At 64.1% G+C, this 16,050-nt stretch carries 13 protein-coding genes and 1 tRNA gene; 6 read left to right on the top strand and 8 right to left on the bottom strand.

Going from position 1 to position 16,050, the window contains the following annotated elements; genetic code table 11:
• Nucleotides 1-684: 684 nt before the first annotated feature.
• The 4 genes from K7G81_RS07475 to K7G81_RS07490 form a co-directional block, all read right to left on the bottom strand.
• Nucleotides 685-761 (bottom strand) — tRNA-Arg (locus tag K7G81_RS07475).
• 47 nt (nucleotides 762-808) lie between these two features.
• Nucleotides 809-1,456: an endonuclease III gene (gene nth, locus K7G81_RS07480; protein ID WP_223030170.1), complete on the bottom strand. Its 648-nt coding sequence runs from the start codon at nucleotides 1,454-1,456 to the stop codon at nucleotides 809-811.
• The gene (gene dapB, locus K7G81_RS07485) at nucleotides 1,453-2,190 is read right to left on the bottom strand and encodes a 4-hydroxy-tetrahydrodipicolinate reductase (protein ID WP_223030171.1); all 738 of its coding nucleotides are present in this window, start codon (nucleotides 2,188-2,190) and stop codon (nucleotides 1,453-1,455) included. Before dapB ends, nth begins: the two co-directional genes overlap by 4 nt.
• Entirely contained in the window at nucleotides 2,180-2,464 is a 285-nt protein-coding gene (locus tag K7G81_RS07490) for a chorismate mutase (protein WP_223030172.1), read from the bottom strand. The genes dapB and K7G81_RS07490 overlap by 11 nt, the downstream gene beginning before the upstream one ends.
• A gap of 179 nt (nucleotides 2,465-2,643) precedes the next feature.
• Between K7G81_RS07490 and K7G81_RS07495 the strand changes: the two genes are divergently transcribed.
• The 6 genes from K7G81_RS07495 (at nucleotide 2,644) to K7G81_RS07520 (ending at nucleotide 8,781) form a co-directional block, all read left to right on the top strand.
• Entirely contained in the window at nucleotides 2,644-3,657 is a 1,014-nt protein-coding gene (locus K7G81_RS07495; protein WP_223030173.1) for a polyprenyl synthetase family protein, read from the top strand.
• Between the two features lie 175 nt (nucleotides 3,658-3,832).
• A complete protein-coding gene (locus K7G81_RS07500) occupies nucleotides 3,833-4,243 on the top strand; it encodes a MarR family transcriptional regulator (protein WP_369412053.1) in 411 nt (136 codons plus the stop codon).
• Nucleotides 4,240-6,288, top strand: a complete 2,049-nt coding sequence (locus K7G81_RS07505; protein ID WP_223030175.1) for an FUSC family protein — start codon at nucleotides 4,240-4,242, stop codon at nucleotides 6,286-6,288. The genes K7G81_RS07500 and K7G81_RS07505 overlap by 4 nt, the downstream gene beginning before the upstream one ends.
• Nucleotides 6,285-6,500, top strand: a complete 216-nt coding sequence (locus tag K7G81_RS07510; protein ID WP_223030176.1) for a DUF1656 domain-containing protein — start codon at nucleotides 6,285-6,287, stop codon at nucleotides 6,498-6,500. The genes K7G81_RS07505 and K7G81_RS07510 overlap by 4 nt, the downstream gene beginning before the upstream one ends.
• Nucleotides 6,497-7,381 carry an efflux RND transporter periplasmic adaptor subunit gene (locus tag K7G81_RS07515; protein WP_223030177.1) on the top strand — a complete coding sequence of 295 codons (885 nt, stop codon included), beginning with the start codon at nucleotides 6,497-6,499 and terminating at the stop codon, nucleotides 7,379-7,381. The genes K7G81_RS07510 and K7G81_RS07515 overlap by 4 nt, the downstream gene beginning before the upstream one ends.
• A complete protein-coding gene (locus K7G81_RS07520) occupies nucleotides 7,381-8,781 on the top strand; it encodes an efflux transporter outer membrane subunit (RefSeq protein WP_223030178.1) in 1,401 nt (466 codons plus the stop codon). Before K7G81_RS07515 ends, K7G81_RS07520 begins: the two co-directional genes overlap by 1 nt.
• 24 nt (nucleotides 8,782-8,805) lie before the next feature.
• On the opposite strand, the gene K7G81_RS07525 is transcribed toward K7G81_RS07520, so the two are convergent.
• The 4 genes from K7G81_RS07525 to K7G81_RS07540 all read right to left on the bottom strand — a co-directional run bounded on the left by K7G81_RS07525 (nucleotide 8,806) and on the right by K7G81_RS07540 (nucleotide 16,010).
• A complete protein-coding gene (locus K7G81_RS07525) occupies nucleotides 8,806-10,347 on the bottom strand; it encodes a tryptophan halogenase family protein (protein ID WP_223030179.1) in 1,542 nt (513 codons plus the stop codon).
• Nucleotides 10,329-10,997, bottom strand: coding sequence for a DUF6445 family protein (locus K7G81_RS18000; protein WP_223030180.1), 669 nt, complete (start codon nucleotides 10,995-10,997; stop codon nucleotides 10,329-10,331). The genes K7G81_RS07525 and K7G81_RS18000 overlap by 19 nt, the downstream gene beginning before the upstream one ends.
• A 118-nt stretch (nucleotides 10,998-11,115) precedes the next feature.
• Nucleotides 11,116-13,749, bottom strand: coding sequence for a TonB-dependent receptor (locus K7G81_RS07535; RefSeq protein WP_369412054.1), 2,634 nt, complete (start codon nucleotides 13,747-13,749; stop codon nucleotides 11,116-11,118).
• Nucleotides 13,750-14,462: 713 nt separating this feature from the next.
• Nucleotides 14,463-16,010: an alpha-N-arabinofuranosidase gene (locus tag K7G81_RS07540; protein ID WP_223030181.1), complete on the bottom strand. Its 1,548-nt coding sequence runs from the start codon at nucleotides 16,008-16,010 to the stop codon at nucleotides 14,463-14,465.
• Nucleotides 16,011-16,050 lie beyond the last annotated feature (40 nt).

Genomic DNA, 16,050 nt, shown 5'->3' on the forward strand with positions numbered 1-16,050 from the left:
CGCTCGTGATCGAAAACCATCCGCACCGCACGATCGCGGACCTCCGGCGCAAACTTGTTCGTCGTCTTGCTCATACAGGCTCCACCTTCTCAGGAGTTGGAGCCTCCGGCAAACCCGGCGCGGTTCAAGAAAGCTGTTTACGCGCGTCTCAAGGCTGCCAGCGGGCTTCGCCTCAGCCGCGAGCGCAAGGAGGTCAATGTAAAGGCGCTCGGTGGCCATGTTTAAACATACTGCGATGCGGGTCCGAGGCCAACGATGAGCGGCAATACGGTCCTCGCTCACGTCGCGAAATAGATGAACGAGGGGTCACGTTCGAGAGGCGTGCGTAGGCACGTGAGGTCTTGGCTTCTCGATCACCTGCCGGAACGAACGTCCGCTTTCCACTCTAGCTATGTCAAAGCTGCCAGTCAGCTCACGGCCCAGCTTCAGTCGTAACGCGACGCTGCGCGGCTACGCGCTCAACGTCGGCTTTTGACAATAGCTGGCGTTCGATTTGCGGGCGGGAATGAAGGGCTCGTACCGCGTCCGGTCGGCCTGCTTCGCCGAATGATCCACGCGAATCATAGAGCCTTTTGAGAGGGGCGCGTCGAACACTTTCATTGATGGCGTCCGCCAAAGTCCGCCAAAAGATATTTGACGGATATTTGACCATTTCCGTCAATGGCCCTCTAAGCCATTGAAATATGGCGCACCCGACAGGATTCGAACCTGTGGCCTCTGCCTTCGGAGGGCAGCGCTCTATCCAGCTGAGCTACGGGTGCCGGCCGGGCACGCGCCTAGCAAAGCCGGGCGCGGCACGCCAGCGGTTTCATTTGGCCTTCGGCGCGGGCGTCTTGGGCTTGTAGGCGCACAGGTCGGCGACCGGGCAGCGCCAGCATTCGGGGCGGCGCGCCTTGCAGATATAGCGGCCGTGCAGGATCAGCCAATGATGTGCATGCAGGCGGAAGGGTTGCGGGACGACCTTCTCCAGTTTCTTCTCCACCGCAAGCGGCGTCTTGCCGGGGGCCAGGCCGGTGCGGTTGGACACGCGGAAGATGTGCGTATCGACCGCGAAGGTCTCGGCGCCGAACGCGACGTTCATCACCACGTTGGCGGTCTTGCGGCCGACGCCCGGCAGCTTCTCCAGCGCATCGCGGTTCGCCGGCACCTTGCCGCCATGGTCCGCGATCAGCGCCCGCGACAGCGCAATGACGTTCTTCGCCTTGGTGTTGAACAGGCCGATCGTCTTGATGTGCCGCTTCAACCCTTCCTCGCCGAGCGCGAGCATCTTTTCCGGCGTATCGACCTGCTGGAACAGCGCCCGCGTCGCCTTGTTCACGCCGGCATCAGTCGCCTGGGCGGACAGCACCACGGCGACGAGCAAGGTATAGTCGTTGACCGATTCGAGCTCGGTTTCGGGATGCGGATTGTCTTCGGCGAGCCGCGAGAAGAAAGCGACGATATCGGCCTTCTTCACAAATCCAGCACCTCGGCCATCGTATAGCGCCCAGCTGGCTTGCCACGTAGCCACAGCGCCGCCCGGATCGCACCGCGGGCGAATATTTCCCGGCTCTCGGCGCGGTGGCCGAGTTCGAGCCGCTCGCCATCGCCGGCGAAGACGACCTGATGATCGCCCGCGACGCTGCCGCCGCGCAGGCTGGCGAAGCCGATCGTGCCCTCGATGCGTCGCCCGGTCAGGCCGGCGCGGCCGACGACGCTGTCGTTGGCCAGTTCCTCGCCACGGCCGGCAGCAGCCGCTTCGCCGAGCAGCAGCGCGGTGCCCGACGGCGCATCGACCTTTTCGCGGTGATGCATTTCGACGATCTCGATGTCCCAATCGGTGCCCAGCCGGGATGCGGCTTCGCAAACCAGCGCCGCGAGCAGCGTGACACCGAGCGACGTGTTGCCGGTCTGCAGCACTGCGATCTCGGCAGCGGCCTGATCGATCAGGTCGTGATGGGCGCCGGTCAGGCCGGTCGTGCCGACGACGATCGGTGTGCACGCCCCGCGCGCCGCCGCGAGATTGGTGGCCAAAGCCCCCGGAGCGGAAAAATCGACCAGCACGTCGGCGTCACGCGCCAGGGGCGCGGGATCGTCCCCGGCATCGGCGCCGCCGGCGAGACGGACGCCGAATGCCGGCAGCAGGGCAGCAATCGTCCGCCCCATGCGCCCGGCACTGCCGTAGATGCCGATCGCGGGGTCAGCGCTCATCGCGCAGCCTTTCGTGATGGCGGATCACCTCGTCGATGACAAAGCGCAGGAATTTTTCCGAAAACTCGGGATCGAGATCGGCATCGTGAGCGAGCTGCCGCAGCCGCGCGATCTGACGGTCCTCGCGCCCCGGATCGGCGGGCGGCATCCCGGTTTCCGCCTTGTAGCGGCCGACCGCCTGGGTGATCTTGAAACGCTCGGCGAGCATGAAAACCAGCGCGGCGTCGATATTGTCGATGCTCTGGCGGTAACGGCTGAGCGTATCGTCGGGCATTTTCTTCCTTTCACGGCCGCGGCCCGTTCCCCACCCGACCACCCATGAGGATAATCGTATCGGGTGGCCGGCGAGGTGCGGGCTGGTGCCGCCCTCGGGCGCCTTTTGCGCGGGCAGACCGACCCACGCAACCCTTCGCGTCTTGCGTTTGTCGGATAATGGCGCCACATCGCGCCGCGATGACCGCGACCATCCATCGCCTGCCGACGCCGCACGCGCCCTCGCTCGAGCCGATGATGACGCTCGCCGCTGCCGACATGAACGCGGTGAATACCGTGATCCTCGATCGGATGCAGTCGCAAATCCCGTTGATCCCGGAGCTTGCCGGCCATTTGATCGCCGGCGGCGGCAAGCGGATGCGGCCGATGCTGACGCTCGCCAGCGCGAAGCTGCTCGGCTATCCCGGCACGCGCCACCATCGCCTCGCCGCGGCGGTAGAATTCATCCACACCGCGACGCTGCTGCACGACGATGTCGTCGACGGGTCGGATCTCCGGCGCGGCAAGCGCACCGCCAATATCATCTGGGGCAACCCGGCCAGCGTGCTGGTCGGCGATTTCCTGTTCTCGAAAAGCTTCGAGCTGATGGTCGAGGACGGCAGCCTGAAGGTGCTCAAGATCCTGTCGGGCGCCAGCGCGATCATCGCCGAGGGCGAGGTCAACCAGCTCACCGCCGCGCGGCGCATCGATCTCGGCGAGGAACGCTATCTCGACATCATCGGCGCCAAGACGGCGGCGCTGTTCGCCGCGGCCTGCCGGATCGCCGCCGTGGTCGCGGAGCGGCCCGATAGCGAGGAGGAGGCGCTCGACGCGTACGGCCGCAACCTCGGCATCGCATTCCAGCTGGTCGATGACGCGATCGACTATGTGTCGGACGCCGGCACGATGGGCAAGGACGCCGGCGACGACTTCCGCGAAGGCAAGATGACGCTTCCCGTCATCTTGGCTTATGCACGCGGTGATGAGGATGCCCGCGCGTTCTGGAAACAGGCGATCGCCGGACATCGCGCGAGCGACGAGGATTTCGCCCATGCGATCGAGCTGGTCCGCGCCACGCGCGCCGTCGAGGACACGCTGGCACGGGCGCGCCATTATGGCCAGCGGGCGATTGATGCGCTCGGCATCTTCTCCGGCGGGCCGGCGAAGGATGCAATGATCGAAGCCGTCGAGTTCGCGGTAGCACGCGCGTATTGAACGTCGCACCGGCGACGGCCCTGCCCGGATCGCTTCCCTAATGGCCGACGCATTACCGAGGGATCGCGCCTCGCACTCATCACGCGTGCAGCCGACGTCTTGATTTAATTAGTTAGCAATCTAATTGAATCCCATGCCCTCGCGTCGTGAATTGGAGTTTGCCCTGGCAAATAGCGTGCGCCCGTTGGCGGCTGCATGGCACCGGCTGGCGGATGGAGCGCTGGCGTCGCTCGAAATCTCCAATTCGCAAGGCTGGGCGCTGGTCCATCTCGCCCGGCTCGGCCCGACCACACGCCAGGCCGATCTGGCGCAAGCGATCGGCATCACCGAAGCATCGCTGGTCCGCACCCTGCATCAGCTCGAACATGCCGGTTTCGTCACGCGCCAGCCCGATCGTGACGATCGGCGGACCAATCGGCTGATGCTCACCGAATCGGGCGCGGCGATCGCGGCCGGGATCGACGAGCGCCTGATCGCGCTGCGCGCCTATCTGCTCGAGGGAGTCACCGACGAGGATATCACGGTGACCACGCGCACGCTCGATCTGGTTGCGCGGCGGATTGCCGAATGGCGTGGCCTGCCATGACGTCGCGGTTCGGGATCGATGCCGCGATCTTCTCGATCAAGGCCTATTTGGCGGCGATGCTCGCCCTGTATCTTGCGCTGTCGATCGGGCTGCAACGGCCTTATTGGGCGTTCCTGACCTCGTATATCGTCGCGCAACCGCTCGCGGGGGCCGTGGTCTCCAAGGCGATGTTCCGGGTGATCGGCACGTTCGTCGGCGCTGCCGCCGCAGTGGTGATGGTGCCCGCGCTCGACAATGCGCCCGAGTTGCTGACGCTGGCGATCGGCCTGTGGCTGGGCCTGTGCGTCTTCATCTCACTGCTCGACCGAACGCCGCGCGCGTATATGTTCGTCCTTGCCGGATACAGCGCCATCCTGATCGCGCTGCCCAGCGTCGAGGCGCCGGGCACGATCTTCACCGTCGCAACGCTGCGCGTGCAGGAAATCACCCTGGGCATCCTGTGCGGCAGCCTGGTCCATGCCGTGATCCTGCCGCGGTCGATCGCTGAATTCCTGCTCAACCGCGTCGCAGTGATCGTGCGCGATGCCGAGCGATGGTCACGCGATTCGCTCGAGCTGGAGCCCGATGCCGCGGTCGACGTCGAACGCCGCCGCCTCGCGCAGGATATCACCGAGCTGCATCAGCTTTCGATCCACTTGCCATTCGAGACGAGCCGGATCGCGCCGCGTGTCCGCACCGTACGCGCGCTACAGGACCAATTGTCGCTGCTGATGCCGCTCGGCGCCGCGGTCGCCGATCGGGTCGCGCAACTCCGCGGCGCCGGCGGTGTGCCTCCGGCGTTCAAGACGCTACTTGCCGATACGCGTGCCTGGCTTGATGCGCTCGGCCACACGGGCCGTGCGGCGCGCGAAGACGAAGCGATCGCCTTGCAGGCGCGTTGTGCGGCACTGGAGCCCGCCGTCGCCGAAGGCAGCAGCTGGCGCGATCTGCTGATGCTCAGCCTCGCCGCACGCCTCTCGGCACTGATCGCCGCGCACCGCGATTGCCGCGATCTTTCCGAGCAGCTCTCGACGCTCGACCGCCGCCCCGTCTCCCCTCGCGTCGCCGAGCTCCTCGAAGGGCGCCGCGACCGCGAATTGCATCGCGATGTCGCCGGCGCCTTGCGCGGCGCGACGGGCGCGTTCCTCACGATCGTCGTCGGCTCCGCGCTGTGGATCGCCAGCGGCTGGCAAGACGGATCGACCGCGGTGATGCTCGCCGGCGTGTTCCTTGCGCTGTTCTCGGCGAGCGACGATCCGCTGGTGCCCCTGCGCGCGTTCTTCTTCGGCACGCTCATCGCGACGCTGCTCGGCGCGATCTACGGCTATGCGATCATGCCGCGGCTCGATGGCTTCGCGCAATTCGCCGCGGCCTACGCTCCACCGCTGCTGATCCTCGGTACGTTGATGCATTCGCCGCGCTGGTCGGGAATAGCGCTGCCGACCTTGCTCGGCCTCGGCAGTCCGCTGCTGATCGCGGACCGTTACATCAGCGACTTCCAGTCGTTCATCAACGGCGCCGTCGCGCAGCTCGTCGGCGTCGCCTTCGCGATCGTCATGGCACGGTTGCTCCAGTCGGCCGGCGTCAGCGGCGCGATCCGGCGAACGATTCGCGCCGGCTGGATCGACATCGCCGAGCGCAGCACGCTGATGGTGCCGGTCGATCTGCGCGGATGGATCAATCGCATGCTAGATCGCGTCGCGCTGCTGGCACCGCGGTTGGCGGTGAGCGGCAGAGCCCCCGGCACGCCGCTTTACGATGCGCTGCGCGACCTGCGCACCGGGGTGGCGATCGGCGAGTTGCGCCAATTGCGCCTTGATCTGCCGCCTGATCGCGGCGAACCCCTGCGCCATGTGTTGACCGGTGCCGGCGCCTATTATCGCTCGCTCGATCCCGATGCGCCCGCCCCCGCCGGCCCCGGCCTGCTCGCGGAGATCGATGCCGCGATCCATGCCTTTGCACGAGACGGCGATGCCGCCGTTCGCCGCGCCGCGGCGCTCGCGCTGGTCAGCCTCCGCCGCAATCTCTATCCTGACGCCGATCCGGCAGCGGAGGCGCGCGCATGACCGGCGAAATCGCGATCTACGGCGTATTCGTGCCGACGCTGCTGATCCTCGGCATCGCCGCGTCGCTCGTCACGATGGCGCTGATGCGCCTGTTCAACCTCGTCGGCGTATACCGCCTCTTCGCCTATCGGGCGCTTGTCGACCTGTGCCTTTTCATCCTGGTGCTGGGCTTTTTCGCCTGGCTTTCCCCCATCATCGGCTTTCACCAATGAATCGCATCCTCACCCAGATCGGCCGCAGCGCCGCGACCATCCTGATCGTGATCCTCGCCGCGCTCGTCGCGATATGGCTGTGGCACCATTACGAGCGCAGCCCGTGGACGCGCGACGGCCGCGTCCGCGCTGACGTCGTGCGCGTGACCCCGGATATCGGCGGCCTCGTCACCGAGGTCGACGTGCACGACAATCAGCCGGTGGAGGCGGGGCAGATGTTGTTCGTGATCGACAAGCCGCGTTATTCGCTCGCCGTCGCGCAAGCGGAAGCGACCGTCGCCAGCGCGCGTGCCACGCTCGCCCAGGCGCAGCGCACGGTGAAGCGTGACCTCGCGTTGGGCGATCTCGTCGCCACCGAGACGCACGAGCAGAACGTCGCCGCCGTCGCCACGGCGCGCGCCGCGCTCGACGAGGCGCTGACCGCGCTTGACGGCGCCCGACTCAATCTCGCGCGGACGCAGGTCAAGGCGTCGGTCAACGGCGTCGTCACCAACCTCGATCTGCATCCGGGGGATTATGTCGCCGCCGGGCAGCAGGCGATGGCGCTGCTCGATACCGACAGCCTGCGCGTCGAGGGCTATTTCGAGGAAACCAAATTGCCGCTGATCCGCATCGGTGCGCCCGCCACGGTGCGGCTGATGGGCGATTCGCGCCCGCTCTACGGCCGCGTCGAAAGCATCGCCGCCGGCATCAACGATACGACACGGAGCAATTCGGGCAATCTCCTGCCCAGCGTCGACGCCACCTTCACCTGGGTTCGCCTCGCACAGCGTATTCCCGTGCGGATCAAATTGACCCGCATCCCCAAGGGCATCCGCCTCGTATCCGGCCGCACCGCGACAGTGACGATCCAGCCCGAGCGCGCCGGGAAAGCGCAGTGATGCAACGCCGTCTTGCTTCGCTCGCCGCGCTGGCGTTGCTTGCGGGCTGCGCCACCGCGGGGCCGGACTACCGCCCGTCAGAACATTCGGTGGCGACCGATCCCGCCGCGACCGGCGGCTTCGCCTCCGGCCATGATGCCGCCTTCGCCAATACCCCCCTGCCCGATCATTGGTGGCGCCTCTACAACGACCCGCGCCTTGATGCTCTGGTCGAGCAGGCACTCGCGGTGAATGCCGATCTGCGCGCCGCCGACGCCAACCTGCGCAAGGCCGATGCGATCGTTCGGGAAACCGCTGCCGGGCGCTCGCTGACGACCGGCCTATCGGGCGGCGCGACGCTCGCCCGGCCTTCGGGCACGGGCGAATCGTTGCCTGGCGTATTGAGCTACGATCTCGGCATCTCGCTGGGCTATCCGCTCGATCTGCGCGGCAAGATCCGCCGCGCGATCGAAGCGAGCCAGGCGAACCAAGAAGCGGTGAAAGCAGCACGCGACGCCATCCGCGTCAGCGTCGCGGCGGCGACCGCCAAGGCCTATGCCGACGTCTGCGGCGCGAATTACCGGCTCGCCGTCACGCACCGCATCGTCAAGCTGCAGCGCGAGACGCTCGATGCGACACAGCGGCTGCAGCGCGGCGGCCGTGGCACCGCGTTCGACGTCAGCCGCGCCCAGGCCGCGGTCGATGCCAGCGAGGCGACCCTCCCCGCCTTCACGGCCCAGCGCAAGAGCGCGCTCTACCTGTTGGCCACGTTGCTCGGCCGGCCACCGGCCGATTATCCCCTCGATGTCGAGCAATGCACAACGCTGCCGGTGCTCGGGCGTCCCATTCCGATCGGGGACGGCGCTGCGCTGATCCGGCGGCGCCCCGACATCCGCGAGGCGGAGCGGACCATCGCAGCCGACACCGCGCAGATCGGCGTCGCCACGGCCGATCTCTATCCGCAGATCAGCCTCGGCGGTTCGGCGGGAATATCGGGGCCCCTCAAGGATATCGGCGGCCCCTCCTCGTTCGGCTTCAGCCTCGGGCCGCTGATTAGCTGGAGCTTTCCCAACCGGCCGGTGGTGAAGGCGCGCATCGCGGAGGCGAACGCGCAAGTGGATGCCGATCTCGCCGGCTTCGATTCAACCGTTCTTTCCGCGCTTCGCGAAACCGAGACCGCACTCGAAACCTACGCCCGCGATCGAGATCAGGCCGCAGCCCTGGGCCGTGCCCGCGACAGCGCCGCCTTGTCGGCACAGCAGGCAAGCAAGCTGTTCCGCTTTGGCCGAGGCGATTTCCTCTCCTTGCTCGAAGCGCAAAGCAGCCTCGCCCAGGCCGAAGCCACACACGCCGCCGCGCAGACCCAGCTCGTCGACGATCAGGTCGCGCTGTTCATGGCATTGGGCGGCGGCTGGCAATAGGGCCAATGCCCGACGGGCGCCTGCTCATCCCCGGTCGGCTCCCTCCGCCGCGCCACTGACGATGCGATCGAGATAATCGCGGTGCGTCGGCATGTGTTCTGCGGCCGCCTGTGTCACTGACGCCACTCTCGCCATCATGCGATTCGCGTCATCGAAAGGCAGGCGGTCAGCGAGCGGATCGTACCCTTCGGCTCGAAGGCCCTGCCCGTTCATCACCGCCAGCCAGCTCGTCTTGCTGAACAGGTCGTCCGCCTCACGGAAAACGCGCCCGGAAGCGCGATAGATGCGAAGGCGCTCGGCGAGCGTTTCCGGGATCGGCATCGCACGCAGTTGCCGCCAATAAGACGTGTCGTCGCGCTGGACGGCGTGGAAATGCAGGATCAGGAAATCGCGGACGCTCTCGAACTCAGCGCGCATGAGGCGATTATAGCGGCGAACGTCGGCGGGCTCGATCTCGCCGTTGGGCAGCATCTCCAGCAAGCGAGCAATGCCTGCCTGGACGAGGTGGATGCTGGTCGATTCGAGCGGCTCGAGAAACCCGCTCGACAGCCCCAGCGCAACACAATTGCGATCCCAAAGGACGGCCCGGCAGCCGGTGCGGAATCGCAGAAGGCGCGGCTCTCCGATCAGCTCGCCTTCGACTGCGCCGGACAACGCCTCGATCGCGCTCGCCTCGGAAAGGTGGTCGCTGGCGAAAACGTAGCCATTGCCGACGCGGTGCTGCAGCGGAATGCGCCATTGCCAGCCGGCCTCGCGCGCGGTTGCCCGTGTATAGGGCGGCAGGTCGTCGAGCGGCGACGATGCCACCACCGCTGCACGATCGTTCGGCAACCACCGGCTCCAATCGTCGAACGCATTGCCCAGCGCCGCGCCGATCAGGAGGCTGCGGAAACCGGAACAGTCGATGAAGAAATCGGCCTCGACTCTGCCGTCATCGGCCAACCGGATCGCGCTCACGCTTCCATCGTCATGGGACCGTTCGACATCCATCGCTCGGCCTTCGATTCTGGTGACCCCGCGCTGTTCGGCATAGCTGCGCAGGAAGCGGGCGTAGCGAGCCGCATCGAAATGGAAGGCATAGCCAATATGGGCGAGCGGCGTGTTGCCGCCGCTCGCCGGGCGCATGAACTTGCCGGCGCGCGCGGCAGTCGCACAGATCGAATAGGCGTCGAGACCGGCAGCCGCGTCGGCGGCACGAAGACGATGCCACAGCCCGTCGAACGGCACGGTTCCGAAATCGATCCCGTAATTGCCGAATGGATGGAAATATCGATGGCCGACGCGCAACCAATCGACGAATTCGATCCCGAGCTTGAAGGTCGCGCTCGTTTCCCGGACGAACGTATCTTCATCGATATCGAGCAACTTGTTGAAGGCGAGGATCGGCGGGATCGTCGCCTCACCGACGCCGACCGTCCCGATCTCTTCCGATTCGACGAGCGTGATCGACGTGCGAGCGGTGTCGAGAACCTTGGCCAGCGCGGCCGCGGCCATCCAGCCGGCCGTCCCGCCGCCGAGGATCGCGATCGATTTGAGCCCGCTGCCCCTCACCGCCGAACCGCGCATTGCAAAAATAGATTGCCAGTCAACCGGCCACGCCGTGGATCAGCGGCGTGATCGGGGATCTTTTCGATCAGGCCGGAATGAAGCAGAGCAGCGCGGTAAAGCAGCATGCGATCGAACCGTGCCTCACATGCCGCGATCCGCTCGAAACGTGAATCGGTCGAGTGCTGATAGCCGGCACGGTCATCTGCCGTCTCGCGGCTCAACGCACCATTGTACGCGTCGAGCCGTTGACGGTCGATCGTCTCGAAACCCGTCGCGCGATGACGAAAGAAGCCGGTGCCGCCATGATCTTCATCGCACAGAAAATGGACCGTGGCGAACTGCAGCCGGTCAGCCGCGTCGATATGCGGCATGCGTTGTTCCGGCTCGAGGTCGGCCGGCGGCGTCGTCACCAGCGAAAAATTGCCGCGGGCACGAGCCGGCGCGATCTTTCCAAGATCGAAATGCGCTTCGATGAACGGCAGAACGAACCGCACCATTGCATCGACATAGGCCCGCGGCACCGGGCCCAACAGCCCCGGATAATGGCTGCCGACTGCCGACGCCGGTTCAAAGCCGGATCGCGAAGCGGCATCGATCAGACTTTCCGCCGCGCCCGTCGCGTGATCGATGATAACGACGGGTTCCCGCTCCCGGCCAACGCGGAGCACCCGACAACATGGGGCTGGCGACGTCCCACCTTCTTCCGCTGCCCTGCCTGAACCCAAAACCAGCGCTCCGAACGACAAAGGCCGGCGCGCGCCCTAACGCGCGCCGGTAGAGGGGAGATCAATAAGTCGCCCGCACCGAGATGCCAAACCGTCGATCGTTGAGCGTATATTGGAGCGGTTGGCTCGGCGTTCCGATGTACGTCACGTTCATCCGGTCGGTCAGGTTCACGGCGTCGATCGACACCGCGATGTGCTTGTTCAGATCATAGCTGATCGAGCCGTCGAGCGACGCATAAGGCTTCTGGAATTGCGGGATGCCATTGGCGCCGCTGCCATAGGTCGTATCGAGATATTTACCACGCCAACTCCAAGCCAGGCGCGCAGATACCGGCCCCTTCTCGTACAGCCCGACGAGATTATAGCTGTGCTTGGACAGCTTCTCGAGCGGAACCCGTGTCGGGATATCGGAACCGGCGACAGCGAAGGGGTTGGTCACGTTGCTGTCGACGAAGGTGTAATTGGCCTGAATGCCGAGACCACTCAGGAGGCCGGGCAGGAAATCGAAGAACTGCTGATAGGCCGCCTCGAATCCCTTGATCGTTCCGTTGCCTGAATTGACGGTCGTTCCGATGTCGTAGGCAGTACCGTTATACGTCCGAACGACCGTGCCGCTGGCCAGGAAGCCGTTGACCTTCTTGTAGAAAGCGCCAACCGTGACCGATCCCGTGGGCGCGAAATACCATTCCAGCGTCGCGTCGTAATTGTCCGAAGTGATCGGCCGCAGATAGGGGTTGCCTGATCCGCCGCTTGGTCGATGGGTGATGGGGCTGACGTCCGTAGCCGGATTGAGCGTTACATTGGTCGACATTTGATCGAAGTTCGGGCGCGCAAAGGATTTCGAATAGGCCACGCGCGCCTGCAAATTATCGGTCAGGTGGAGACGCAGGTTGAAGCTCGGCAAAGCCTTGACGTAGGTCCGTTGGACATCAATCGGCGCTTCGGTGCCGTCACTGTTGAAAACGGTGCCGGCCGATCCAGTGCGGGTTCGCACGACGCGAATGCCGACCGTGCCATCGAACGGCAGTCCCGCCGCCGTGCTACCGAATTCAGCCAAAGCATAGGACGCGAGCGTCCGCTCGGTCTGATGGTTGAGGTCCGCCGGCGCAAAATAATCCTTCGGCGTCGCACCGAACAGGGCTTCGGTCTTGGTCAGGCTGTCCCACAGGCTGCTCCCCGGTTCGAAATTCGGGTACAGAATTCCGCCGGTGAGGGTCTTTCCATCGAAGAAGTTGGGCGTCGGCCCACTCAAAGCTAGTTCTGGATGATCGGACAGCGGCACGAAGGAGACGCCAGCCGGCGTGTTGCAAGCCGGGTTGGGGCCGCTGGGCACAAGGCAAAAGGCATTCCACGTGCCGCGCAGGTCGATCGTGCTGTCGGCGTAGCGAACCCCGGCGCGCAGCTTCTGCAACAGGCCGCCCTCGACGTCATATTCAAGATCGTAGCGAAGCGCGAGTTGATCGGCATCGTTCCGCTGGATGGCATCGGCCATGTAGGTGAAGGCATAATTGTTCGGATCGGATAGCAGGCCCGGATCGCGAACATTCCATACCGGCCGCGATCCCCGCAGATCGAAATCGACGATGCTCTGATGCAGCGCGGTATAGGGCGTTTCACCTGTCTGGTCATAGAGCGAAATGACGAAGCCGTTGCGATCGGCATTGTAGCTCGACTTCAGATATTGAGCATCGAACGTCGCGTGGAGCTTGTCCGAAACGTCCCATTTCGCGTTGAGCGTATAGTTTCCGACCGTATCGGTAAGATCCTGATCGAAGCGCGACGATTCGAAAACCTGATGGTCGAGCGATCCGGATGTCGCATAACCCTGATCATCAAAGGTAAACGTGGCCCCGTCGAGCGGAGTCGTTTCCGCGTTGCCGTTGTTGTTGTAATAATAATATTTGCCCTGGCGGTAAAATTTGTACCGGGAATAGAGCGCCTGCGCGGTCAGCAGGAAATTCGACGCCGGTTGCCATTGGAACGCGCCCGCAATACCAAGCCGCCGGCGGTCACCGCCATCGTCATAGATCTGCTCACCATAGGGCACTTGCGCATTGGCGGGAGCGCCCGGAATGGTGATGCCCGCCGGAATGGGACCATAAGCGCCAATGAGAATGGCATCCTGGCGGTAATAGCTTTGCGCGTAGCTGGCGTTGAGCAGGATGCCCATTTCGCCGACGCCTGTCTCGAAGCGATTGCTGTAAAGCCCCGACGCCGAATAGCCGAACTTGTCCGCCCGATCATAGTAATTCCCCTTGATCGTGGCGCTGATCACTTGGCCCGGCGTATCGAACGGCAAACGCGTCCGCACGTTCACGACGCCGGCGATATCGCCTTCGATCGTGCTGGCCGGGGGGTTCTTATAGACGTCGATTCCGGCAAGCAATTCGGGGGGCAGCGCCTCGAGATCAAGCGTGCGTCCGCCAGCGGCGGAGATCGCGGCACGGCCGTCGATGAAGTTGCTGACCTGCGTCAGGCCGCGCACCGTGATCGCGGGCTGCGTCCGGTGATCGAAGTCGGTCGCGCCCTCGCCGTAACGGCGCTGGATTTGAACGCCGGTGATGCGCTGCAGCGCCTCGACGGTATTCGCGTCGGGCAGCTTGCCGATGTCCTGCGCCTGGACTGAATCGACGATTTGATTGGCATTGCGCTTGATCGCCTGCGCCGACCGAAGGCTCGCGCGCACGCCGGTCACAACGATGTCGGCCGCCTGCGGCGGATTCTGTAATTGCGCGCTGTCTGCTGCAACGGGGGCAGCGTCTGCCCCGCCGGTTTGTCCGAGTTGTCGAGCCGACGCCGATGCATCGGACGCCTGATCCGCGCCATCGGCCGACCCGTTTTGATCGCTTGCCTGGGCGTAGGCCGCCCCCGGTACGGCCATCGTGATCGCCAGAACCGACGCGCCAAATAGACTGATCCTTTTCACTGCATTCCTCCCTAACGACAGCAAACAGCGCCATTGCGCTTAGATGTCATTTATCGGACAATTTAAGTGCAATCAACTACAATATGATCAATGTGATTCAAAACCGTTGAAAATTGTACGCTTTGGCGCAGAATCCGTCACTTAATGACTGACAAAATCACTTGACGGATCTGCGCGTCGCTCGCCCACGCGCAACGCGGCCCCGTGAGCCGAGCGTCGATAGCAACAGATGATCCGCTCCGACTCGCGTTGCTTATGACAGGTGGAGCGCCGCCCTCATTTGCTCGGCGGAATTACCTCGGCTCCACGAGAGGGCGCCAATTCTTTTGTCAAACAACAATAAGCCAGCCGATCGGAAACGATGTCGCCGGGACCCGCATGCGACAGCGCGCCGTCAATCGCGTTCGTGCTTGGGGCCGACGATGCTGGAAGGCATGTCGGCAAAGTTGGAGCGGCAGGAAACCGCCGCCCCAACAATCCGATTATTTGATATCCAGCATCACGATCGATTTGGCGGGAAGTGTTGCGGACAATGTGCCGCCTGACAGATGGGCACCGTCATACGAAACGGGCCGGATATGATCCGGATCGTCGAATGTATTGTGCGCGTCCATCCTGGCCGCGGTCAGGATGCGGCCGTGAATTTCGTGAGCCTGCTCACCATCCAGCTTGATCGAAATCCGCTGCGCGTGATTGGGATCGACATTGGTCATGCCGAGATGGATCACGCCATCCTTGCCGCGCACCGCGCTGGCGCTGACCGCTTTCAACGTCCATTCGTTCTTCTTGTACCAGCCCGCGGTGACGTCGACGGGAAGCACGGTGCCGTCCTGATAATCCTTGTACATATCGAACGCCCAATAGGTCGGCGTTCGGACCATCTTGTCGCCCTTGGTGAGCAGCATCGCCTGCAGCACGTTGACCATCTGCGCGATATTCGCGCCGCGCACACGGTCGGCATGTCGGGCGAAAATATTGAAGTTAAGGCTGGCCACGACCGCATCGCGCAGCGTGTTCTGCTGATAGAGGAACCCCGGATTGGTGCCCGGTTCGACATCGTACCAGGTTCCCCATTCGTCGACGAGAAGCGCCACGCGCTTCTTGGGGTCATATTTGTCCATGATCGCCGAATGCTTGGTCAGCAATTCGTCCATTTTTTCGGTCTTCACGAGCGTACGGGCCCATTGGTCCTCGTCGAAACCCGTGGCCGCGCCCTTGTGCTTCCACTCATATGGAATGGTGTAATAATGGACACCGATCGCATCGAAGGCGCTCGCGGCTTTCTTCATCATGACGTCGGTCCAATGATAGTCATCGGAATTCGCGCCGCTGGCGACCTTCATGATGTGCTGCCCTTCCGGGGCGCGAATGAATGTGCTGTAGCGACGCGTCACATCCGCCGCATATTCGGGCAACATGTTCCCGCCACAGCCCCATAGCTCGTTGCCGATCCCGACCATGGCCAGCTTCCACGGCTTGTCGCGCCCGTTCGCCCGCCGTTCCTGGGCGACGGTAGAATTGGTCGGCGAGGTGATATACTCGACCCATTCCTGCAGGTCTTTGGGCGGGGCCGAGCCGACATTGCCTGATACATAGGCGTCCGCGCCGACCAGTTCGGTGAAGTTCATGAATTCGTTCGTTCCGAAGGAATTGTCCTCGGTAACCCCGCCCCAGTTGGTATTGACCTTCACCGGCCGCTTGGACCGCGGGCCGATGCCTTCGCGCCAGTAATATTCGTCGGCAAAGCATCCGCCCGGCCAGCGAATTTCGGGCACGCGAATTTCGCGAAGCGCGTCGATGACGTCCTTGCGATAGCCTTGCACGTTTGGAATCTTGCTATCTTCGCCAACCCACAGGCCGCCGTAGATGCCATGCCCGAGGTGCTCCGCGAATTGGCCGAACAAATGCCGATTGTACGTCGCACCGGGTGTGTTGGCATGAATTTCTACCGTATCCACCGTGGCGTTTTTCGGCTGCGCGAACGCGGTGGACGCGAGCATCAACACGGCTGCGGCAAATATCCTCGGCATTGTATACCTCTCCCTGATCGTCGTTCGGGTCCTATGCCCG

This window comes from Hephaestia mangrovi, assembly GCF_019880555.1.
In the GTDB taxonomy this organism is placed as follows: domain Bacteria; phylum Pseudomonadota; class Alphaproteobacteria; order Sphingomonadales; family Sphingomonadaceae; genus Sphingomonas; species Sphingomonas mangrovi.